Annotated in this window: 17 protein-coding genes; 7 read left to right on the top strand and 10 right to left on the bottom strand. The window is 72.2% G+C overall.

The window, feature by feature from the left end; all coding sequences use genetic code 11:
* The 3 genes from BLW86_RS23050 to BLW86_RS23040 form a co-directional block, all read right to left on the bottom strand.
* Entirely contained in the window at nt 1-972 is a 972-nt protein-coding gene (locus BLW86_RS23050) for a DNA-3-methyladenine glycosylase family protein (protein WP_093875803.1), read from the bottom strand.
* Nucleotides 973-1,655: 683 nt separating this feature from the next.
* Nucleotides 1,656-2,738 carry a mannose-1-phosphate guanylyltransferase gene (locus tag BLW86_RS23045; protein WP_093875802.1) on the bottom strand — a complete coding sequence of 361 codons (1,083 nt, stop codon included), beginning with the start codon at nt 2,736-2,738 and terminating at the stop codon, nt 1,656-1,658.
* Between the two features lie 103 nt (nt 2,739-2,841).
* Nucleotides 2,842-4,215, bottom strand: coding sequence for a peptidoglycan recognition protein family protein (locus tag BLW86_RS23040; protein WP_093875801.1), 1,374 nt, complete (start codon nt 4,213-4,215; stop codon nt 2,842-2,844).
* A gap of 137 nt (nt 4,216-4,352) precedes the next feature.
* On the opposite strand from BLW86_RS23040, the gene BLW86_RS23035 reads away from it, so the two are divergent.
* The 4 genes from BLW86_RS23035 to BLW86_RS23020 all read left to right on the top strand — a co-directional run bounded on the left by BLW86_RS23035 (nt 4,353) and on the right by BLW86_RS23020 (nt 10,385).
* Complete coding sequence (locus tag BLW86_RS23035) at nt 4,353-5,105, top strand: TIGR03089 family protein (RefSeq protein ID WP_093875800.1); 753 nt, start codon at nt 4,353-4,355, stop codon at nt 5,103-5,105.
* A gap of 308 nt (nt 5,106-5,413) precedes the next feature.
* Nucleotides 5,414-6,619: an LCP family protein gene (locus BLW86_RS23030; RefSeq protein WP_093875799.1), complete on the top strand. Its 1,206-nt coding sequence runs from the start codon at nt 5,414-5,416 to the stop codon at nt 6,617-6,619.
* A gap of 231 nt (nt 6,620-6,850) precedes the next feature.
* The gene (locus BLW86_RS23025) at nt 6,851-8,578 is read left to right on the top strand and encodes an LCP family protein (RefSeq protein ID WP_093875798.1); all 1,728 of its coding nucleotides are present in this window, start codon (nt 6,851-6,853) and stop codon (nt 8,576-8,578) included.
* Nucleotides 8,579-8,627: 49 nt separating this feature from the next.
* Complete coding sequence (locus BLW86_RS23020) at nt 8,628-10,385, top strand: LCP family protein (RefSeq protein WP_256341396.1); 1,758 nt, start codon at nt 8,628-8,630, stop codon at nt 10,383-10,385.
* A gap of 81 nt (nt 10,386-10,466) precedes the next feature.
* Here the strand turns inward: BLW86_RS23020 and BLW86_RS23015 are convergent, their stop codons facing one another.
* The gene (locus tag BLW86_RS23015; protein ID WP_093875797.1) at nt 10,467-11,477 is read right to left on the bottom strand and encodes a glycosyltransferase family 2 protein; all 1,011 of its coding nucleotides are present in this window, start codon (nt 11,475-11,477) and stop codon (nt 10,467-10,469) included.
* A gap of 253 nt (nt 11,478-11,730) precedes the next feature.
* On the opposite strand from BLW86_RS23015, the gene BLW86_RS23010 reads away from it, so the two are divergent.
* On the top strand, nt 11,731-13,116 hold the full coding sequence (locus BLW86_RS23010; RefSeq protein WP_093875796.1) for an LCP family protein: 1,386 nt from the start codon (nt 11,731-11,733) through the stop codon (nt 13,114-13,116).
* 142 nt (nt 13,117-13,258) lie between these two features.
* On the opposite strand, the gene BLW86_RS23005 is transcribed toward BLW86_RS23010, so the two are convergent.
* Nucleotides 13,259-13,804, bottom strand: coding sequence for an acyl-CoA thioesterase (locus tag BLW86_RS23005; protein ID WP_093875795.1), 546 nt, complete (start codon nt 13,802-13,804; stop codon nt 13,259-13,261).
* A gap of 130 nt (nt 13,805-13,934) precedes the next feature.
* Between BLW86_RS23005 and BLW86_RS23000 the strand changes: the two genes are divergently transcribed.
* Nucleotides 13,935-15,203 carry an LCP family protein gene (locus tag BLW86_RS23000; RefSeq protein WP_177181731.1) on the top strand — a complete coding sequence of 423 codons (1,269 nt, stop codon included), beginning with the start codon at nt 13,935-13,937 and terminating at the stop codon, nt 15,201-15,203.
* A 51-nt stretch (nt 15,204-15,254) separates the two neighbouring features.
* On the opposite strand, the gene BLW86_RS22995 is transcribed toward BLW86_RS23000, so the two are convergent.
* Nucleotides 15,255-16,412, bottom strand: coding sequence for an acyl-CoA dehydrogenase family protein (locus tag BLW86_RS22995; RefSeq protein ID WP_093875794.1), 1,158 nt, complete (start codon nt 16,410-16,412; stop codon nt 15,255-15,257).
* A gap of 126 nt (nt 16,413-16,538) precedes the next feature.
* Here BLW86_RS22995 and BLW86_RS22990 point away from each other — a divergent pair, with 126 nt between their 5' ends.
* Complete coding sequence (locus BLW86_RS22990) at nt 16,539-17,870, top strand: UDP-glucose dehydrogenase family protein (RefSeq protein ID WP_093875793.1); 1,332 nt, start codon at nt 16,539-16,541, stop codon at nt 17,868-17,870.
* Nucleotides 17,871-17,934: 64 nt separating this feature from the next.
* Here the strand turns inward: BLW86_RS22990 and BLW86_RS22985 are convergent, their stop codons facing one another.
* The 4 genes from BLW86_RS22985 to BLW86_RS22970 all read right to left on the bottom strand — a co-directional run bounded on the left by BLW86_RS22985 (nt 17,935) and on the right by BLW86_RS22970 (nt 21,860).
* Complete coding sequence (locus BLW86_RS22985; protein WP_093875792.1) at nt 17,935-18,855, bottom strand: membrane dipeptidase; 921 nt, start codon at nt 18,853-18,855, stop codon at nt 17,935-17,937.
* Nucleotides 18,856-18,998: 143 nt separating this feature from the next.
* On the bottom strand, nt 18,999-20,207 hold the full coding sequence (locus BLW86_RS22980) for a dipeptidase (protein WP_093875791.1): 1,209 nt from the start codon (nt 20,205-20,207) through the stop codon (nt 18,999-19,001).
* Complete coding sequence (gene purE, locus BLW86_RS22975) at nt 20,204-20,701, bottom strand: 5-(carboxyamino)imidazole ribonucleotide mutase (protein WP_093875790.1); 498 nt, start codon at nt 20,699-20,701, stop codon at nt 20,204-20,206. Before purE ends, BLW86_RS22980 begins: the two co-directional genes overlap by 4 nt.
* Before the next feature lie 19 nt (nt 20,702-20,720).
* Entirely contained in the window at nt 20,721-21,860 is a 1,140-nt protein-coding gene (locus tag BLW86_RS22970; RefSeq protein ID WP_093875789.1) for a 5-(carboxyamino)imidazole ribonucleotide synthase, read from the bottom strand.
* Nucleotides 21,861-21,978 lie beyond the last annotated feature (118 nt).

Genomic DNA, 21,978 nt, shown 5'->3' with positions numbered 1-21,978 from the left:
CTAGAGGGCCCTGATGTCGCCCGGCGTCATGCGGGGAGCCCGGCGCGGTGGCACGCGGCCGCTGAGGAGGATCAGGCGGGCCGCCCGGTGGCGCTGGCCCGCGTACGGGGCCAGGAGCTCCAGCATCGCCTCGTCGTCGGTCGTGCGGTCGCCCGCGAGCGCCCAGCCGACGATGCCCGGCAGGTGCAGGTCGCCGGTGGTGACCTCGTCCGGGGCGCCGTTGCTGCGCTGGACCGTCTCGGCGCTCGTCCACGGGCCGATGCCCGGGATCAGCTCCAGGCGCTCGCGGGCCGCCGGCGGTTCCATGAGCGCGGCCTCCTCCAGACGGGCCGCGACCCGCGCCGCGCGGACGATCGTGGCCGAACGCTTGCCGTCGACGTTCGCGCGGTGCCACTCCCAGGACGGGATCCGCGCCCACGCGCGCGCGTCCGGCATCACGTACATGCCGTCCGGCGCCGGGCCCGGGGCCGGCTCGCCGAACTTCCGCACGAGCACCCGCCACGACCCGTAGGCCTCGTGCGTCGTGACCTTCTGCTCCAGGATCGACGGGATCAGCGACTCCAGGACCAGGCCGGTGCGGGTGAGACGCAGACCCGGGCGGCGGCGGTGCGTCGCCAGGAGCAGCTTGTGGCGGGGGACGAAGGCGGTCGGGTCGTCCTCGGCACCGAGGAGGGCGGGGAGGCGGTCCAGGAGCCAGCCGGCTCCCGGGCCCCACGCCTCGGCGCCGGGCCGCCCCTGCTCGATCCGGACCCGGAGGGTGCCGGGGCCGTCCGGGGTACGGCTGGCCCGCCAGACCGAGCCGTCCGGGGTCACCCGGAAGGTGGGGTCGGCGGGGCCGCGGCGGAGGGGGCCGAGGGTGAGGCCGAGGTCGAGCGCGCCTGTGGCGGCGGGCGCGCCTGTGGCGGCGGGCAGGGGGATGTGGCCGCCGCGGAGGGTGGTGCGGGTGGGTCTGGGTGCGAAGCGGCCGGCCATGGGTACGAGCGTAGCCGCGCGGGCTTGCCGGGCGGTGCGGTCGTGTGGCTGCGCGCCTGTTGGGCGGTGCCTCCGCCCGCCCGTGTGGGGGCGCGCTTGCGGGGCGGTGCCTCCGCCCGTGCGGGGGCGCGCTTGCGGGGCGGTGCCCGCGCCCTGGCTCCCGTGTGGGCGCGCGCCCACCGGGGCGGTGCCCCCCGCCTTCGTGCGGGCCGCGCCCGCCGGGGCGGTGCCCACCCGCCGTGTGGGCAATCGTCCCGCTGGGGCGAGGGGGTCCCCCCTGCTCGAGCGAAGCCGAGAGCTTGGGGGAGGGTGGGCACACGGGACGGCGCCCTTTAGCGGCGCCTCCGCGTTCCGCGCCTGGACCCGCAGCACGTTGTGCGCCGTACCGGTCGGTGCGGGTCAGGGCGCGGGAGCCTCTGGCGCCGGCAAGGGCGCCGTTCCGTTGTGCCCACCCGTTCCGCCCCGGCGGAACGCATGCCCACAACGGGGTGGGCACCGTCCCGGTGGAACGACTGCCCACAACGGGGGTGGGCGGGGCACCGCCCCGGCCGGCGCAGCCCGGAACGGACGTGGGGGTGGGCACCGCCCCGGCGGAACGGGTGCTCGCGACCGGCGTGTGGGTGGGCACCTCCCCGGTGGCGTAGCCCACCCCCGGGGCGGGCGTCGCCCCGGGGGTGGGGTGGTTACTGGTCCGAGGAGAAGCGGAGCGCGCCTGCGGGGAGGGTGGTGTCGCACCAGACCCGGACGCCCTCGCGGAGTTCGTTGTCCGGCCCCACCTGCGCCCCGTCCCCGATGACCGCCCCGCTGACGACCGTACGGGCGCCGATGCGGGCCCCCGCGCCGATCAGGGAGTCCGTGATCACCGCGCCCGGTTCGACGATCGCGCCCGCGAGGAGCGCGGAGCCCGTGACGCGGGCGCCCTCGCCGACGACCGCGTCCGCGCCCACCACCGTGCCGCCGGTCAGCTTGGCGTCCGGGGCGACGCGCGCGGACGGCAGGACCAGGCGGTCGCCGCAGCGGCCGGGGACGGCCGGGGAGGGGGCGCGGCCGAGGACCAGGTCGGCGGAACCGCGGACGAAGGCCTGCGGGGTGCCGAGGTCCAGCCAGTACGTGGAGTCGACCATGCCCTGGAGGTGCGCCCCGGCGGAGAGCAGCTCCGGGAACGTCTCGCGCTCCACCGAGACCGGGCGGCCCGTGGGGATCGAGTCGATGACCGAGCGCTTGAAGACGTACGCGCCCGCGTTGATCTGGTCGGTGACGATCTCCTCGGGCGTCTGCGGCTTCTCCAGGAAGGCGGTGACGCGGCCGGTGTCGTCCGTGGGGACCAGGCCGAAGGCGCGCGGGTCCTCGACCCGGGTGAGGTGGAGCGAGACGTCCGCGCCGGAGGAGGAGTGGGTGTCGACGAGGGCCTGGATGTCGAGGCCCGTGAGGATGTCGCCGTTGAAGATGAGGACCGGGTCGTCGGGGCCCGAGTGCAGGCGCGAGGCCACGTTGCGTATCGCGCCGCCGGTGCCCAGCGGCTCCTCCTCGGTGACGTACTCCAGGCTGAGGCCGAGGGAGGAACCGTCGCCGAAGTACGGCTCGAAGACCTCGGCCAGGTAGGAAGTGGCGAGCACGATGTGCTCGATGCCGGCGGCACGGGCCCGGGCCAGCTGGTGGGTCAGGAAGGGGACGCCCGCCGCCGGGACCATGGGCTTGGGCGTGTTGACCGTGAGGGGTCGCAGCCGTGTGCCCTTGCCACCGACCAGGAGTATCGCTTCTGTCACCTTGTCGTCTCTGCTTCCTGTTCGGGGCCGGTCGGTCGCCCGTCTCGGTCGTCCGTGCGATATGACCGGTCAGTTTATGCAGATGGTTGCCTCCCTGACCCCATCAGAGCCTTCCCTGGTACTTCGCCGAGCTCGTCCGGGCCGTGCCGAGCTTGTTGTAGAGGCGTCCGCCGGGGCAGTCCGTGGCGAATCCGTCACGGTGTCCGGCGATGGCGTTGAACCGGACCTTCTTGCCCTTCTTGTACAGGTTTCCGCCCCCTGAGATCAGGTACGACGTTCCCTTCGGATTCACCCCGTGGAGCCCGAGTTTCCAAGCCGTCAGGCGGGCGATGGCGGTCACGGCGGCGGCCGGCGGGGCGCTGCGGCTGAAGGTGCCGAGGACGGCGATGCCCATGCTGTTGGTGTTGAAGCCGAGGGTGTGCGCGCCCATGACCGGCTTGGCCACGCCGCCGGCCCGGCCCTCGTAGATGTTTCCGCACTTGTCGACGGCGAAGTTGTAGCCGAAGTCTCGCCAGCCACTGCTCTTGACGTGGTAGCGGTAGATACTGCGCAGGACGGAGGGGGCCTGCTTGCAGGTGTAGTTGTTGCCGGTGGCGCTGTGGTGGACGAAGGCCGCCTTGATGGTCTTCGTGTAGACGAAGCCCTTCTCGCGGATCCGCTCGTCGGCGCCCCACCCCTTACGGGTGATGATCTTGGGTCGGGGTCCGATGTACGGCTTCGCCGCCGCGGCGGCGAAGCCGGCGGGGACCGCCCGCGCCCGCGGCATGTTCCGGGCCTCGATCTCGGTCTCCTCCTTCGAGAGGGCCGGGATCCAGGTCGCGCCGTAGGGCGCGAGGCGGGCGTTCACCGCGCTCGCGGCCTCCTCCGCCGCGCTCGTGCCGACCGGGGCGGGGGCCGCGACGCCACGGGGCCGGGAAGCGGTCTCCTCCGGTGCCGCCGGGCCCTCGCCCGGATCCACCAGTTCGAGCCGGAGGCCCGCCGGGAGCGGTTCCTCTCCCCGTACGCGGATCTCGACGCCGTCCGAGTCGCCCACCCACAGCGGGGCGGTGGAGCCCCGGAGCGCCCGGGCGGAGCCCTCGGCGGTATCGGGGTCGGCGCCGTGCTCCTCGTTGTGGGTCTCCACGTCCTGCCACGGCGACCAGGCGCCGCCGCCGGTGGCGCGGGTGCGGACCTGCACGGTGCCGTGCAGCGGAGCCGCCGGGTCGTCCCAGACGACGCCGACGAGCGAGAAGGGCCTGACGTCGCGTCGGGTGAGCCCCTGCCCGTCGGAGCCGGCCGCGTCGCCGAGGGCGCGCGTGGCGGCGCCGAGCGGTTCGAGGGGCAGCGACTGGGTGGAGCCCGGCAGTTCGGGCGCGGGTGGCAGTGCGGGGGCGGCCGCGGGTGGCGCCGTGGCCGCCGCCGGCGCGGTGAGGGAGACCGGCAGGGCGAGCACCGCCGCACAGGTGACGGCGATCGTGGAGGCGAGTGAGGCACGCATGGGCCGATCGTGCGTACCGCCGGGGTGTTCCGCGCGCCGGGAACCGGCCCGGAAACTGACGGGACGTCGGTCCGACCGGAGGACGCCGTCACCGGTACGGCGGACCCGCGCACACCCGCCCGCGTACGCTGTCCGGCGTGAACGCCAGCGACCGCACCCCTGCCGACCTGCTGCGATCCGCGCTCGCCGCGGACCCCGCCCGCCCCTTGGTCACCTTCTACGACGACGCCACCGGTGAGCGGGTGGAATTGTCCGTCGCCACCTTCGCCAATTGGGTGGCCAAGACGGCGAACCTGCTCCAGGGCGAGCTGTCCGCCGGGCCCGGCGACCGGCTCGCGCTGCTGCTGCCCGCGCACTGGCAGAGCGCCGTCTGGCTGCTCGCCTGCGCCTCCGTCGGCGTGACCGCGGAGATCGGCGGCGACCCCTCGGACGCGGACGTCGTGGTGGCGGGGCCTGACACCCTGGAGGCGGGTCTCGCCTGCTCCGGGGAGCGGATCGCGCTCTCCCTGGCCCCGCTGGGCCGCCGCTTCCCGGCCGCGCCCGCCGGATACGCGGACTACGCGGTCGAGGTGCCGAGCCAGGGCGACCGGTTCGCCCCGTTCATACCGGTCGATCCGGAAGCTCCCGCGCTCGTCGTCGACGGTACGGAACGCAGCGGGGCCCAGCTCGTCGAACAGGCCCGCGCGGACGCGGCGGCACTCGGCCTCGCCCCCGGCTCCCGCCTGCTCTCCGGGCTGGGCTACGAAAACTGGGCCGGGCTCTCGGCGGGCCTGTACGCGCCCCTCGCGGCGGGCGGCTCGGTGGTGCTCTGCCGGAACCTGGCCGAGCTGGCGCCCGAGTCCCTGGAGAAGCGCGTGGAGAGCGAGCGGGTGACGCACACGGCGCTCTGAGGGCGCGAACGAGGGACGCCGGGCACCCCCTGTCCGCAGGGACCCCCCACACCAGCCCGGCACGCTCCGGCACCGGCCCCCGCCCACCTGAGCGCCGATCCGCCACCAGGACCGCTCTGAGCCGTACCGGCTGAACCCGATCGGCGTAGTGGCGCGCCGAGTCCCCGGGTCCCGGCGCCGAGTCCGGTACATGATCGGCCGGGGGGAGTCGACTCCTTCCGCACAACCATGCGTCGGGTTCGGCCGTCTCCTCCTGTGACCGGCGGACGCCCGGCGCGCCGCCGACGCCACGAAGGACGGACCCAGACGTGACGGACCGTGCAGGCACGCCCGCCGAACCGGATCCTCCGGCGCCGGAGGACGGGGCTCCCGGCGCCCCGGAGGAGCCGCGCCGGCGTCACTGGCTGCGCTGGGCGGCCCTCGGCGTCGCGGTCGTCGTGCTGGCCGCCGCGGGGGTCGGCTGGTGGTTCTACCGGAAGCTCGACGACAACATCACCACCGACACCACCGCCGCCGCCGAGCTGGAGAAGTACGAGAAGGAGCGGCCGCCGGCGGGCACCTCGGCCGCGCGGAACATCCTGCTCATCGGCTCGGACACCCGGGCCGGCGAGGGCAACCGCAAGTACGGCAAGGACAAGGGAACCCAGCGCTCCGACACGACGATCCTGCTGCACCTCGCGGCGGGGAAGTCGAGCGCGACGGCCGTCTCCCTGCCGCGCGACCTGATGGTGACGATCCCGAGCTGCCGCAAGGCGGACGGGGCCCGCACCCGGGAGCAGTTCGCTCAGTTCAACTGGGCCTTCGAGTTCGGCGGCACGGCGTGCACGATCCGTACCGTCGAGAAGCTGACCGGGATCCGGGTCGACCACCACATGGTGATCGACTTCCAGGGCTTCAAGAAGATGGTGGACGCGGTGGACGGGGTGGAGGTCTGCCTCAAGGAGCCGGTGGACGACGCGGACGCGAAGCTGAAGCTGCCGGCGGGCCGCCAGACGCTCCACGGGGAGCAGGCCCTCGGTTTCGTCCGGGCCCGCAAGTCGATCGGGAACGGCAGCGACACCGAACGGATGGACCGCCAGCAGCAGTTCCTCGGTGCCCTCGTCAACAAGGTGCAGAGCAACGGCGTGCTGCTCAACCCGACCAAGCTCTACCCGGTCCTGGACGCGGCCACGAAGGCGATCACCACGGACCCGGGGCTCGACTCGCTGCGGGACCTGTACGACCTGGCGCGGGCCATGCGGGCCATCCCGACCGAGAAGGTGCAGTTCCTCACCGTCCCGCGCCGCTCCTACCGATACGACGCGAATCGTGACGAACTGGTGCAACCCGCGGCGAACGACCTCTTCCGGCAACTGCGCGAGGACAAGCCCGTCCTGGTGACGCCGGACACGGACAAGAAGGACCCGGGCACGGACGGGGACGGGGACGGGAAGCCCGACGACACGGAGACGTCGCCGCCGTCGGCGACGCCGACCTTCACGGGACGGAACGCGGCGGAAGGGGTGTGTGAGTAAAGCGCGCGCCAAGGCGAGCGCGGGGACCGATGAGGTTTGGGCAAATTGCCCGGTTGTAAGGGGCGTGGAATTTGTCACGGACGTCGCCCCACGCTGAACTGGGCGGATAGTGTGACGCGATCCGGTGCACCCCGACCGCGTGGTCGCACTCAGCAAGGATCGAACGACCGAGAGAGCGGCGCCCTGTGGGGGAGGCGCCTCGCGTGGCACCGACGGAGGACTCGAGTAACCGTGGACGCGCACAGCCGTGGACGGGCGGACGAGATCGACCCCGCCGACCAGTGGGTCCTCAACCCGCAGACCGGCAACTACGAACTGCGACTGGACCGCTCCGCTGGGCAGTCGCAGGCGCAGTCCCCGCCCCGCACCCGGAGATCCACCCCCGCCGCCCCCGCGCCGACCCCCGCCTCCGAGCCGCCCGAGGCTCCCCTCCCCGGCCAGCGCCGCCGCCGCGCCCCGGAGCCGGCCGCGGGCGGCCAGGTGCCGCCGCAGAGCCGCCGCAAGCGCAAGCAGGGCGCCGGCCGCAAGAAGAAGGTCCTGCTGTGGACCGGCGGCACGATGGCGTTCGTGCTCGTGGGCGGCGCCGCCGGCGCGTACGCGATCTACAACAAGCTCAACAACAACCTCGACGTCGTCGACGTCGTCGGCAAGAACACCAACGCCGGTTTCGCCAAGGGCAAGGCCTTCAACATCCTGGTCATCGGCACCGACAAGCGGACCGGCGAGGGCAACGCGGGCTACGGCGACAAGAACAGCCCCGGCCACGCCGACACCACGATCCTCTTCCACGTCTCCAAGGACCGGACGAACGCCACGGCGCTCTCCATCCCGCGCGACATGAAGACCGACATCCCCGAGTGCCAGTCGCGCCAGGCCGACGGGACCATCAAGACGATCCCCGCCCAGACGGACGTCCGCTTCAACGTCAGCCTCGGCCAGGACGGCCGCGACCCCGGCTGCGTCATGCGCACGGTCCAGGAGCTCACCGGCGTGGAGGTCGACCACTTCATGATGGCCGACTTCAACGCCGTCAAGGAGATGACGACCGCCGTCGGCGGCGTGAAGGTCTGCGTCGAGAAGGCCGTGAACGACCCGAAGTCGCACCTGAAGCTCCCCGCCGGCGAGTCGGTCGTCAAGGGCGAGCAGGCCCTCGCCTTCGTCCGCACCCGGCACAGCTTCGGCAACGAGAGCGACCTGGACCGCATCAAGGTCCAGCAGCAGTTCCTGAGTTCGATGATCCGGCAGATGAAGTCGGACGACACGCTGACGGACCCGGGCAAGCTGTACGACCTCGCCAACGCGGCGACGAGCGCCCTCACCGTCGACTCCGGCATAGGCTCGCTCACCAAGCTCCAGGACCTGGCCCGCGAGCTGTCCTCCATCGACACCAAGAACATCGCGTTCACGACCCTGCCGGTCATCGACAACCCCGCCGAGAAGATCAGGGCCACGGTCGTCCCCGACCCGGTGAAGGCGCCGCAGCTGTTCGCGATGATCCAGTCCGACACCTCGCTCACCGAGGTGAAGAAGAAGCAGCAGGACGCCAAGAACGCGCAGGCCGCGCTCCTCAAGGGCACGCGGTCCACCGCGGCCGAGGTGCGCGTCGACGTCTACAACGGCAGCGGCATCACCGGCGCGGCCCAGTCGACCATCAACTGGCTGCAGAACGAGCAGGGCGTGAACCGCTCCACCAACAAGAGCAACGCCCCCGAGAAGGCGGCGAAGACCACGCTCACGTACGCACCGAACCAGGCCGATCAGGCCCGCACGCTCGCGGACATGATGGGTCTGCCGGCCACGGCTCTCAAGCCGGGCACTCAGGACGCCGGGGAGCGCGAGCCCATGACGCTCGTCCTCGGCGCCGACTTCAAGGGGGCGGGGATGCCCATCACCGGACCGGCAAAGGCGCCGAAGGATCTGGAGAAGGTAGCAGCTGACAAGCAGGTGTGCGCCAAGTGACCCGGAAAAACCGGGGCTTGGGCACTGCTGACTGACGAGGGGACCTGGGGTGGGACAGAGCAGCGTGCGTGGGGAGGGAACGCGGGGACGCGTTCCGCGCGCCCGTGAACTGGGCTGGGACGACGACCTGCACGGCGCCGGCGAGGCGACCGGCGCGAAGGGCGACGCTCCCGAGGAGACGGACACCGACGCACCCGCGTCGACCCGCGCCGAGCGCCGGCGCGGCGGGGGTGGCGGTGACGGCACGGGCCCGAGCGGACGCGCCGCCGCGCGCCGCCGTGCCAAGAAGACCGGCAAGCGCAAGGTGCTGCGGTGGACGGCGATCACGCTGTCGCTGCTGATACTCGGCACGGCCGGCGCCGGTTATCTGTACTACGAGCACCTGAACGGCAACATCCGCGGCGGCAGCCGCGCGGGCGGCGACAGCGGCGTGAAGCGCGCCGCGCCGAACGCGCTCGGCGACACACCGCTGAACATCCTCCTCATCGGCTCCGACAGCCGGAACGACGAGAAGAACATCGCCCTCGGCGGCGGCCGGGACGACAAGAACCGCAAGCCGCTCGCCGACGTGCAGATGCTGCTGCACATCTCGGCGGACCGGAAGAACGCCTCGATCACCTCGATCCCGCGCGACACCGTCGTCCACATCCCGAAGTGCACGGACAAGGACGGCACGTCCTACGCCGCCACCGACAACCGGCCCATCAACGAGTCGCTCCAGCGCGGCGGTCCCGGCTGCACCCTCACCACCTGGGAGAGCCTCACCGGGGTCTACATCGACCACTGGATGATGGTCGACTTCGCCGGCGTGGTGGCGATGGCCGACGAGGTCGGCGGCGTCCCGGTCTGCGTCAAGACCGGCGTCTGGGACCGGTCGACCGCGGCGCAGCACGGCGGCTCCGGCCTCCAGCTGACCGAGGGCACCCACGAGATCAAGGGCGAGCAGGCCCTCCAGTGGCTGCGCACCCGGCACGCCTTCGGCAGCGACCAGAACCGCGCCAAGGCCCAGCACATGTACATGAACGGCATGATGAAGCGGCTTCAGGAGCAGAACGCCTGGACCGACACCGGCAGGCTGACCGGCCTGGCCGAGACGGCCACGACGGCGCTCCAGGTCTCCGACGAGATCCGCTCCGTGAAGAAGCTGTACGACCTGTCGATGCAGTTCAAGAACGTGAAGCTGGACCGGCTCACCACGGCCACGGTCCCGACGGTCGAGTATCCGCAGCGGCCCAAGGAGTGGCTGCAGCTGGTCCCGTCGTCCGCCGACAAGATGTGGGCGATGCTCCGCGACGACGTCGCCCTCGACAAGAACGGCGACCCCGCCGACGCCAAGCCGAAGCCGTCGAAGTCGGCGAAGCCGAAGACGCCGGCCGAGGACCCCGCCTCCATCGCCGTCACGGTCGTCAACGGCACCGACGGCGACGGTCAGGCCCCCGCCGAGGGCCGGGCCAAGAAGATGGCGACCACGCTCCAGGGCAAGGGCTTCACCCAGGCGGAACCCACCCAGGAGGGCGAGGGCCGCAAGGACACCGTCGTCACCTACCCGAAGGCGAGCGGCGAGCAGGGCAAGTCGAACGCCCAGTCCGTGGCGACGGCCCTCGGACTGCCCGCCTCGGCCGTCCGGGCCGACACCGCCGCCGACGCGCAGGGCATCACCCTGATCGTGGGCGCCGACTGGCGCGAGGGCGACACGTACAAGAAGCCGCAGACCGAAGCCGGCGACCTGCCGGACGGCGCCGACGACAAGGCGACGTGCATGGACATCTACTCGGTCTACAAGTGGGACGGCAAGTCGAAGAACTGACCCCGGTCCACTCCGTACGACACGGCGAAGGCCGGACCCCCCGCGGGGGGTCCGGCCTTCGCCGTGTCGTGTACGGGACGGTCAGACGTGCTCCGCCTTCACCGCCGGGCGGCGGCTCGCGATGACCTTCTTCGCGAGGGAGCGGGGGCTGGTGAGGAAGCCGTAGCCCCAGGACATGTGCATCGTCGCGAGGGCCACCGGGATCTGCAGGCGGGCCTTCAGGGAGAGGCCCTTGCCCGCCGGGAGGGAGCCGACGGTGATCGCGGCGAGGTAGCCGGCCGGGATCACGAAGCCGAGCGGGGTCAGGACGGCGCCCACGACGAGACCGGCGGCGATCGCGCAGACGGCGGTCGGCGGGGCCAGGTAGCGCAGGTTGATGGAGCCCTGGTGGTAGCGGGCCACCACGTGGCGCCAGCGGCCGTAGTCCTTGTACTGCTTCGCGAGCGCCTTCACCGAGGGTCGCGGGCGGTACTGGACGCGGAGCTCCGGCGAGAACCAGATCAGACCGCCGGCCTCGCGGATGCGGAAGTTCAGCTCCCAGTCCTGGGCGCGGATGAACTCCACGTTGTAGCCGCCCTGCTGCTCCAGCGCCTCGCGCCGGAAGACGCCCAGGTAGACCGTCTCCGCCGGGCCCGCCTCGCCGCCCGTGTGGAAGGCGGCGTTGCCCACGCCGATCTTCGAGGTCATGGCGGCGGCGACCGCGTCCTCCCAGGCGTTCTCGCCCTCGGCGTGCATGATGCCGCCGACGTTCTGCGCGCCGGTCTCCTCCAGGAGCCGGACGGCGGTGGCGATGTAGTTCGGGGAGAGCATGCCGTGGCCGTCGACGCGCACCACGATCGGGTGACGGGAGGCTTGGATCGCCGCGTTGAGCGCGGCGGGGGTACGGCCGGTGGGGTTCGGCACGGTGTGGACCCGGGGGTCTTCGCGTACGAGCTCGGCGGCGATCTCGTCCGTGCGGTCCGTGGACGGACCGAGGGCGATCACCACCTCCATCTCGCCGTCGTACTCCTGCTCCAGGATGTGGCGGACCGAGTTGCGCAGGTGCCGCTCCTCGTTGAGGACCGGCATGATCACGGAGACGGGGGGCAGCATGGTTCCTCGGGGGTACGGGGGTCGTCCCCCGGAAGACAGCAGTATCGCCCGCCACGTTACCGCGAACGGGGGACACCGGTGCGCGCCGAGCGGGTGGTGCGCCCTTGCGCTGATCGTATGGGCCTACCGTGCTCACGGTCCCCTGTCCCACCCGCGGAGGTGCCCGTCCGTGCCCACACCGCCCCGCACGCCCCGTCCCCGGCCCGCCGCCCGTCGCGTACCGGTCCGCCGGCGGAGGCGGCCCCGGTGGGGGATGCGGACGGCGACGGCGCTCTCCGTGGTGGTCCTCGCGGCGGGCGGGGTCGGGCACGCCCTGGTGACCGGCCTCGACACCGGGATCACCCGGGTCGACCCCTTCAAGGACATGAAGAACCGGCCGCAGGCCGGGCACGGGATGAACGTGCTGCTCGTCGGCACCGACGGCCGCGACCGGATCACCCCCGAGGAGAGGGCGAAGTACCGGCTCGGCGGCGAGCCCTGCCACTGCACCGACACCATCATGCTCGTCCACATCTCCGAGGACCGGGAGCGGGCCAGCGTCGTCAGCCTCCCCCGTGACTCGTACGCGGAGATGCCCGAGCACACCGACGTGAACAGCGGCAGGAAGCACCGGGCCCACCCGGTGAAGCTGAACGCGGCCTACGCCGAGGGCGGGCCCGGGCTGACCGTGCGGACCGTCGAGTCGATGACCGGCGTGAAGATCGACCACTACCTGGAGGTCGACTTCACCAGCTTCATGCGGACCGTCGACGCCGTCGGCGGGGTGCAGATCTGCACGACGCGCGCCCTGAAGGACCCGTACACGGGGCTCGACCTCTCCCCCGGCACCCATGAGCTGGACGGCGGGCAGGCCCTGCAGTACGTGCGCTCCCGGCACATCGACGGGGCCGCCGACATCGGCCGGATGCAGCGGCAGCAGCGGTTCCTTGCGGCGCTGATCGAGCGGGTGACGAACGGCGGGGTGCTGCTCAACCCGGTGCGGTTCCGTGAGGTCGCGACGACGATGCTGAGCTCCGTACGGGCCGACGAGGACTTCGGTACGGATCAGCTGCTCGCCCTCGCCAAGGCGATGCACGGCTTCACCCCCGCCTCGTCCGAGTTCGTGTCCGTGCCGATCGGGGACATGGGCTTCCCCGTGAAGGGCATCGGCTCGACCGTGAAGTGGGACGCGGCGAAGGCGCAGAAGCTGTTCCAGGCCGTACGGGAGGACCAGCCGCTCTCCCCGCAGAAGGCAGCGGCCTCGGCCTCGACCTCGACCTCGGCCCCCAAGGCGGTCGTCGTGGACGTGCCGCCGCGGACGGTCCGCGTGCAGGTCTACAACGGGACCCGGACCGACGGGCTCGGGCGGAAGGTCGACGACGCGCTGCGCGCGACCGGCTTCGACACCACGCGCACGCCGATGACCGGGGCGGGGCGGGAGCGGGCGCGGACGGTCGTCGAGTACGACCCCCGGTGGGACCGGTCGGCGAAGTCGCTGGCGGCGGCCCTGCCGGGGGCGGAGCTGCGGGCGGTGCCGGGGCGGGGCGGGACCCTGCGGGTCACCGTGGGGGGTGACTACAAGGGGGTCACGGCGGTGCGGGCGGAGGCTTCGGGGGCACCGTTCGAGGCGGTCACGGGGGACGAGGTGGTGTGCCCGTGACGGTCGCGCCCGTGCCCGTGTGGGGCCGCGCTTGCCGGGCGGGGCCCCCGCCCACCCGCCGGGTGGGCACCGCCCCGGCGGAACCACTGCCCACAACGGGGGCGGCGGGGCGGCGGTGGAGCGGGGGTCTCGCGGGGGTGGGTCAGTCCTCGTAGCCCTCGGCTGCTCGGCGTTCTCGGAGTTCCTTGATGGCCTGGCGGCGGGCCAGCCGGTGGGTGCGCCGGATCTGGGCCTCCTGGTTGCGGCGCTTGTCCTGCTCGGTCTCGGGGATGACCTGGGGGACCGCACGGGGCCTGCCCTCCGCGTCGACGGCCGCGAAGACGAGGTAGGCGGAGCCGACCTGGGTGGCGGGCGTGGACTCGTTCCAGCGCTCGGCCATGACCCGTACGCCGACCTCCATGGAGGACCGGCCGGTCCAGTTGACCTGGGCCTTCACGTGCAGCAGGTCCCCGACCCGTACGGGCTCCAGGAAGGCCATCTCGTCCATCGAGGCCGTGACCGCCGGGCCGCCCGAGTGCCGGCCCGCGACGGCTCCCGCCGCGTCGTCCACCAGCTTCATGATCACGCCGCCGTGCACCGTGCCCAGGAGGTTGGTGTCGTGGCTGGTCATGATGTGGCTGAGGGTGGTGCGGGACGCGGAAGTCGGCTTGCCCGGAATTCCGTCCGGGATATCGCCCTGGTCTGTCATGTCCTCCACCTTATGCCGGGTCCGGTCCCCGTCCCCGTCGGGTCCGCTTTGCATCAGCTTGGCAACAGCACCGGTCCGATCCTCCACCCGGGCTGTCGCCCGGAAAGCCCTGCCCGGCACACTGGTCCACATGAATGACTGGCCCGATGACGGCGGATACGGCCGCGGCAGCGCGAACTCCCAGCCCGAGGGACCCCGCCGGATGAGCCATGTGCAGCGCCCGCAGGTTCCGCAGCAGCCGCCCCGCTCCCACCAGGGCCAGGGTTACGACCCGAACTTCACGCAGGCGCGGAACCAGGGGTACGACTCCGGTTACAGCAGCGGCCAGGTGTACGGCGGTCCCCAGAACGGCGCCCAGGGCGGCGGCCGGGGCACCGTGCCCCCTCAGTACGCCCCGCAGGGGCCCGGCCGGCCCGCGCCGGACTGGCGCAAGCGGATCAAGGTCGGCTCGATCGTGCTGGTCGTCGGCGTCCTCGCCTGGGGCATCGGCACCTACGCCTGGGCCAGCTCGCAGATGCGCAACGAGGTCGATCTCTCCAAGGTCATCGAGCGGCCGGAGGAGGGCGACTGCACGACGTACCTGATCGTCGGCTCCGACAGCCGCGAGGGCATGTCCGCCGAGGAGAAGAAGAAGCTCCACACCGGCTCCGCCGAGGGCAAGCGGACCGACTCGATGATGATCCTCGCGGCCTGCTCCAGCGGGAACACGATGGTCTCGCTGCCCCGTGACTCCTGGGTGACGATCCCGAACTTCGTGGGCTCCGAGTCGGGCAAGTCGTACCCGGCCCGTGGCGGCTCCAAGCTGAACGCGGCCTACGCGATGGACGGCCCCGAGCTGCTCGTGCGGACCGTCGAGTTCAACACCGGCCTGCACATCGACCACTACGCGGAGATCGGCTTCGCCGGCTTCGCGAACATCGTGGACGCGCTCGGCGGCGTCGAGCTGAACATCGACAAGGGCTTCAAGGACAAGAAGTCCGGCGCCGACTTCCAGGCGGGCACGCAGACCCTCAACGGCGAGCAGGCCCTGGCCTTCGTCCGCACCCGGTACGCCTTCGCCCAGTCGGACCTGCAGCGGACGAAGAACCAGCAGAAGTTCCTCTCCGCCCTCGCGAACCAGGCGGCGACGCCGGGCACGATCCTCAACCCGTTCGCGCTGTACCCGACGCTCGGCGCCGGTCTGGACACGCTGATCGTGGACAAGGACATGTCGCTGTACGACCTCGGGAAGATGTTCTTCGCGATGAAGGGCATCAGCGGCGGCGACGGCAAGTCCATGAACATGCCGCTCGCCGGCAGCGCGCCGCAGAACTCCCTCAAGTGGGACATGCCGAAGGTGAAGCAGCTCGTCGAGCAGATCAAGAACGACGAGCCGGTCACGGTGACCTCGGACCGCTGACCGGATGCGGAAAGGGGCGCCCCCCGTCAGGTGGGCGCCCCTTCGCCGTGCCTACGGGAGGTTGCGGGCCATGACGATGCGCTGGACCTGGTTGGTGCCCTCGTAGATCTGGGTGATCTTGGCGTCGCGCATCATGCGCTCGACGGGGTAGTCGCGGGTGTAGCCGTAACCGCCCAGGAGCTGGACGGCGTCGGTGGTGACCTCCATGGCGACGTCGGAGGCGAAGCACTTGGCGGCGGCGCCGAAGAAGGTCAGGTCGGAGTCGACCCGCTCGGACTTCGCGGCGGCGGCGTAGGTGAGCTGGCGGGCGGCCTCGAGCTTCATGGCCATGTCGGCGAGCATGAACTGCACGCCCTGGAAGTCGGCGATGGGCTTGCCGAACTGCTTGCGCTCGGTGACGTAGCCCTTGGCGTAGTCCAGGGCGCCCTGGGCGATGCCGAGGGCCTGGGCGGCGATGGTGATGCGGGTGTGGTCGAGGGTCTTCATGGCGGTGGCGAAGCCGGTGCCCTCGGCGCCGATCATGCGGTCGGCCGGGATGCGGACGTTGTCGAGGTAGACCTCGCGGGTGGGGGAGCCCTTGATGCCGAGCTTCTTCTCCGGGGCGCCGAAGGACACGCCCTGGTCGGACTTCTCCACCACGAAGGCGCTGATGCCCTTGGAGCGCTTGTCGGGGTCGGTGACGGCCATGACGGTGTAGTACTCGGAGACGCCGGCGTTGGTGATCCAGCGCTTGACGCCGTTGAGGACCCAGAAGTCGCCGTCGCGCACCGCGCGGGTCTTCATGCCGGCCGCGTCGGAGCCGGCGTCGGGCTCGGACAGGGCGTAGGAGAACATCGCCTCGCCCTTGGCCAGCGGGCCGAGGTACTTCTTCTTCAGCTCCTCCGAGCCGGACAGGATCACCGGCAGCGAGCCCAGCTTGTTGACCGCCGGGATCAGCGAGGACGAACCGCAGGCGCGGGCGACCTCCTCGATCACGATCACGGTGGCCAGCGCGTCCGCGCCGGCGCCGCCGTAGCTCTCGGGGACGTGCACGGCGTGCAGGTCGTTGGCGACCAGCGCGTCCAGGGCCTCCTGCGGGAAGCGGCCCTCCTCGTCCACCGCCGCCGCGAACGGGGCGATCTTCGCCTCCGCGAGGGCACGCACCGACTCCCGGAGCATGTCGTGCTCCTCCGAGGGCCGATACAGGTCGAAATCAGTCGAACCCGCCACGCTCATTCACTCCCACGCTTGCTAACTACCGTTAAGTAACCCAAATGGTAGGGCGTGACCGGGCCCCCGACCAGGGCCCGACTATGCTCGGGCAGGCATTCCGCCCGACGTTCCCTGGAGTCCCGCATGGCCCTCAAGATCACCGTGATCGGCACCGGCTACCTCGGCGCCACCCACGCCGCGGCCATGGCGGAGCTGGGCTTCGAGGTACTCGGTCTGGACGTCGTCCCCGAGAAGATCGAGATGCTGTCCGCCGGACGCGTCCCGATGTACGAGCCGGGCCTGGAGGAGCTGCTCGCGAAGCACGTGGCCGGCATCGAGGGATCGAGCGGCCGGCTGCGCTTCACCACCTCCTGGGAGGAGGTCGGCGCCTTCGGCGACGTGCACTTCGTCTGCGTGAACACCCCGCAGAAGCACGGCGAGTACGCCTGCGACATGAGCTACGTGGACGCCGCCTTCGCCTCCCTCGCCGGGGTCGTCCGCGACGGGGCCCTGGTCGTCGGCAAGTCGACCGTGCCCGTCGGCTCGGCCGAGCGGCTCGCGGCGCTCCTCCCGGAGGGCGTCGACCTCGCCTGGAACCCGGAGTTCCTGCGGGAGGGCTTCGCCGTCCAGGACACCCTGCACCCGGACCGGATCGTGGTCGGCGTGCGCGGCTTCGGCGAGCGGGCCGAGAAGACGCTCCGCGAGGTGTACGCGGTCCCCGTCGGCGAGGGCTCGCCGTTCGTGGTGACCGACTTCCCGACGGCCGAGCTCGTGAAGACGGCCGCCAACTCCTTCCTGGCCACGAAGATCTCCTTCATCAACGCGATGGCGGAGGTCTGCGAAGCCGCCGGCGGCGACGTCGCCAAGCTCGCGGAGGCCATCGGCCACGACGACCGGATCGGCGCCAAGTTCCTGCGCGCCGGCATCGGCTTCGGCGGCGGCTGCCTCCCGAAGGACATCCGGGCCTTCATGGCCCGCGCGGGCGAGCTGGGCGCCGACCAGGCCCTGACCTTCCTCCGCGAGATCGACTCGATCAACATGCGGCGGCGCGGCCAGATGGTCGAGATGGCCCGCGAGGCCCTCGGCGGGTCCACCTTCCTGGGCCGCCGGGTCGCCGTGCTCGGCGCCACCTTCAAGCCGGACTCGGACGACGTCCGCGACTCCCCCGCCCTGAACGTGGCCGGCCAGATACACCTCCAGGGCGGCCAGGTGACCGTCTACGACCCGAAGGGCATGGAGAACGCCCGCCGGGTCTTCCCGACCCTCGGCTACGCCTCCTCCGCCCTGGAGGCGGTGCGCGGGGCGGACGTGGTGCTGCACCTGACCGAATGGCGCGAGTTCCGCGAGCTCGACCCGGCGGAGCTGGCCGGGGTCGCCTCGGCTCGGGTGGTCCTCGACGGCCGCAACGCCCTCGACGGGGAGCGGTGGCGGGCGGCCGGCTGGACGTACCGGGCGATGGGCCGCCCGACGGCTTGAGCCCGGCCGGACACGTGGGAGAGGGGCGCACCGACGGCGGTGCGCCCCTCTCGCGTTCCCGCGGTCAGGCCGCTGCCGGCCGGATCCGGTTCGTCCGGGCCAGGAACTCCGTCCCCCGCAGCACCCGGGTGGCATTGGCGTGGGCGAGGCCGACCAGCTCCTGCGCGGTCCAGCCGCGGCGGAGCAGCTCGGCGAAGAGCGGCACGTAGCCGACGGCCGGGACGGTGGTGCGGGAGACGCCGACGCACTGCGGGCCCGCCCCCGCCCGTACCCGGTCCAGGGCGTCGGCGGCGGCCGCCGGGTCCTCGGTGACGGTGACCATGAGGACGGCGCCGTTCTGGCCGAGGAGGCGCAGGACGTCGTCCGGCAGGGTCTCCGGGGCCGCCCTGGTCAGCAGGGCGGGGGCACGGGTGACCGCGAGGGCGCTGCGGACCGTGTCCGGGTCGGCGCCGGAGAGGTCCACGGCCAGGCCGATGCGGTTCATCTCCCGTACGGCGTCGCGGGCGAAGCGGTCGAAGCAGGTGAGGTTCACGGCCCGTACGCCCAGGGCGTGGTAGGCCCGCAGGGTGGCGGCCGAACCGCCGAGCGCCGTCCAGCCGACCGGGCCGAGCAGGGCGGCGACGCGGCCGCAGTTGCGGGCGTCGGCCAGCTCGGACGAGGTGTACGCGAGGCGCAGGTCCTCGGGGCAGGTGGCGACGAGGGCACGGACGGAGTCGATCCGCCGCAGGGTCCCGAGGACGCCCTCGTCCGCCTCGACGTGCAGGGACCAGAGCTGGGCCCCGGTCTCTCCGGCGCGGACGGGCGGGAGGTCCTCGGGGTCGAGGGACTCGGGGAGGTCGGTGTGGCCCTCGGTGACGGGCTGGGCGGCCAGGAGGGCGCGGGCCCGGGCCGTCTCGTCGAGCGGCGGTGGGTCCGGGGGCGTGGGCACGTCGGCGGCAGCGGGGACGGTGGAGAGGGTGGGATGGTCGTCTAGCAGTTCCGCCATGGTTGTGACTCCGGACTCGGCGATGCAGTACCGCCCCGCCGAGCGCGGCGGAGCAGTACCGTCCACCGTGCCACCGGCCCCCTCGGGGGGCTCGGTGGGCTGGGCCGTCCGGGTGAGGACCGCCAGGGCCTGTCGGACAGGCCCTACGGGGTGTCGAGCGCGTCGATCGTCGCGTTCGACGGGGCCGTGCGGGCCTTCAGGTCGCGGGAGACCGCTTCCGCGTCCCTCAGGGCGCGGACCGCGTTGGACCAGGTCAGCTTGGCCAGGTCCGGGCGGGACCAGCCGCGGTGCAGGAGCTCCGCGATCAGGTTCGGGTAGCCGGCGACGTCGTCGAGACCGGCCGGGGTGAAGGCCGTGCCGTCGTAGTCGCCGCCGATGCCGATGTGGTCGATGCCGGCGGCCTCGCGCATGTGGTCGAGGTGGTCGGCGACCGTGGCGGCGGTGGCGATCGGGCGCGGATTCGCCTCCTCGAAGGCGCGGTGCAGCCTCATCGCCCCGGCGGTGGTGTCGAGGTGGTCGAAGCCGTGCGCCCGGAGGTTGTCGTCCGCCCGCGCGGTCCACTCGACGGCCGCGGGGAGGATGAACTTGGGCACGAAGGTGGCCATCGCGACGCCGCCGTTCGCGGGCAGCCGCTCCAGGACGTCGTCCGGGATGTTCCGCGGGTGGTCGCAGACCGCGCGGGACGAGGAGTGCGAGAAGATCACCGGCGCCGCCGTGGCGTCGAGCGCGTCCCGCATCGTCGTCGCGGCGACGTGCGAGAGGTCGACGAGCATGCCGGAGCGGTTCATCTCGCGGACGACCTGCCGGCCGAAGGCGGAGAGTCCGCCGACGCCGGGCTCGTCGGTCGCCGAGTCCGCCCAGTCGTTGTTGTCGTTGTGCGTGAGCGTCATGTAGCGCACGCCGAGGGCGTGCAGCGCGCGCAGGGTGGCGAGGGAGTTGTTGATCGAGTGGCCGCCCTCGGCGCCCTTGAGGGAGGCGATGCGGCCCTGCTTCCGGGCCGTCTCCATGTCGTCCGCCGTGAGGGCGGGGGCGAGGTCGGCGGCGTACCGGTCGAGGAGCTGGTCGACGACGTCGATCTGCTCCAGGGTCGCGCTGACCGCGTCGTCCCCGGCCAGCCGGCAGGGCACGTACACCGACCAGAACTGGGCGCCGACGCCGCCGGCCCGGAGCCGGGCGAGGTCGGTGTGGAGCGCGCCGGTCTGGTCCGCGCCGATGTCCATCCGGTCCAGGTCGTAGCGCACGTGCTCGCGCAGCGCCCACGGGAGGTCGTTGTGGCCGTCGACGACGGGGTGGCCCGCGAGCAGCTCGCGGGCCTCCTCCAGACGGTCCGCCGCGCCGGGTACGGCGCTCACTTGGCGAAGCCGAAGGACGCCGCGCCCTCGACCTTGGCGCGCAGCCGCTTGCCCTTCTCCGTGGCCTGGTCGTTGAGCTCCTGCAGGAACTCGGTCATCCGGGTGCGGAGATCGGCGTCGTGCGCGGCGAGGATCCGGGCCGCGAGCAGGCCCGCGTTGCGCGCGCCGGCGACGGAGACCGTGGCGACGGGGATGCCGGCCGGCATCTGCACGATGGAGAGCAGCGAGTCCATGCCGTCGAGGTACTTCAGCGGCACCGGCACGCCGATGACCGGCAGCGGGGTGACGGAGGCGAGCATGCCCGGCAGGTGGGCGGCGCCGCCGGCGCCCGCGATGATCGCCTGGATCCCGCGGTCGGCGGCCTGCTCGCCGTACGCGATCATCTCGCGCGGCATCCGGTGCGCGGAGAGGACGTTCACCTCGTAGGGGATCTCGAACTCGTCGAGGGCCTGGGCGGCGGCCTCCATGACGGACCAGTCCGAGTCGGACCCCATCGCGATGCCAATGAGCGGATTACTCAACGATCGTTCCTCGCAGATAGCCGGCGGCGTGACGGGCGCGCTCCAGCACGTCGTCGAGGTCGTCGCCGTAGGTGTTGACGTGGCCCACCTTGCGACCGGGCTTCACGTCCTTGCCGTACATGTGGATCTTGAGCTGCGGGTCCCTGGCCATGCAGTGCAGGTACGCGGAGTACATGTCCGGGTAGTCGCCGCCCAGGACATTGCACATCACGGTCCACGGCGCGCGCGGGCGCGGATCGCCGAGGGGCAGGTCGAGAACCGCCCGGACGTGGTTGGCGAACTGCGAGGTGATCGCCCCGTCCTGGGTCCAGTGGCCGGAGTTGTGCGGGCGCATCGCCAGTTCGTTGACGAGGATGCGGCCGTCCTTCGTCTGGAACAGCTCGACGGCGAGGTGGCCGACGACGTCCAGCTCCTTGGCGATCCGGAGGGCCAGCTCCTGCGCCTGCCCCGCGAGCTCCTCGTCGAGGCCGGGCGCGGGCGCGATGACCGTGTCGCAGACGCCGTCGACCTGACGGGACTCGACGACGGGGTAGGCGACGGCCTGGCCGTGCGGGGAGCGGACGATGTTCGCCGCGAGCTCGCGGACGAAGTCGACCTTCTCCTCGGCGAGGACCGGCACCCCGGCGCGGAAGGGGTCCTGGGCGTCCTCGGGCGTGCGGACGAACCAGACGCCCTTGCCGTCGTAGCCGCCGCGCACGGTCTTCAGGATGATCGGGAAGCCGCCGACCTCGGCCGCGAAGGCCACGGCGTCGGCCGGATCGGCGACGATGCGGTGCCGGGGGCTGGGGGCGCCGATCTCGTCGAGCCTCGCGCGCATCACCCCCTTGTCCTGCGCGTGCGCGAGGGCCTCGCGGCCGGGGCGGATGACGACGCCGTCCGCCTCCAGGGCCGCCAGGTGCTCCGCGGGCACGTGCTCGTGATCGAAGGTGATCACGTCGCAGCCGCGCGCGAAGTCACGCAGCGTGTCCAGGTCGCGGTAGTCGCCGAGGACGACCTCGCTCACCACCTGGGCCGCGGAGTCCTGCGGGGTGTCACTGAGGAGCTTGAACTTGATGCCGAGGGGGATACCCGCCTCGTGGGTCATACGGGCGAGCTGCCCGCCGCCGACCATGCCTACTACGGGGAACGTCACCCTCTTAGGGTATCCGCACCATCGGGGAACACTCGTCCGGCTGTGCTTTGGCACAAGCTCCGGGTGGGTAGGACACGCCTGGGGAACGGGTTCTCCACAGGTTTGCGAGGTACACGGG

The sequence above is a fragment of the Streptomyces sp. TLI_105 genome (assembly GCF_900105415.1).
Lineage (GTDB): Bacteria > Actinomycetota > Actinomycetes > Streptomycetales > Streptomycetaceae > Streptomyces.
The sequence above is the reverse complement of the archived record's forward strand: the minus strand, read 5'-3'. Positions and strand labels throughout refer to the sequence as shown.

Coding starts and splice junctions, on each gene's coding strand:
- BLW86_RS23040 (WP_093875801.1), bottom strand. CDS start 4,215: ATGCGTGCCTCACTCGCCTCCACGATCGCCGTCACCTGTGCGGCGGTG.
- BLW86_RS23015 (WP_093875797.1), bottom strand. CDS start 11,477: ATGCTGCCCCCCGTCTCCGTGATCATGCCGGTCCTCAACGAGGAGCGG.
- BLW86_RS22990 (WP_093875793.1), top strand. CDS start 16,539: ATGGCCCTCAAGATCACCGTGATCGGCACCGGCTACCTCGGCGCCACC.
- purE (WP_093875790.1), bottom strand. CDS start 20,701: ATGGGGTCCGACTCGGACTGGTCCGTCATGGAGGCCGCCGCCCAGGCC.
- BLW86_RS23050 (WP_093875803.1), bottom strand. CDS start 972: ATGGCCGGCCGCTTCGCACCCAGACCCACCCGCACCACCCTCCGCGGC.
- BLW86_RS23005 (WP_093875795.1), bottom strand. CDS start 13,804: ATGACAGACCAGGGCGATATCCCGGACGGAATTCCGGGCAAGCCGACT.
- BLW86_RS22985 (WP_093875792.1), bottom strand. CDS start 18,855: ATGGCGGAACTGCTAGACGACCATCCCACCCTCTCCACCGTCCCCGCT.
- BLW86_RS23010 (WP_093875796.1), top strand. CDS start 11,731: ATGCGGACGGCGACGGCGCTCTCCGTGGTGGTCCTCGCGGCGGGCGGG.
- BLW86_RS23000 (WP_177181731.1), top strand. CDS start 13,935: ATGAATGACTGGCCCGATGACGGCGGATACGGCCGCGGCAGCGCGAAC.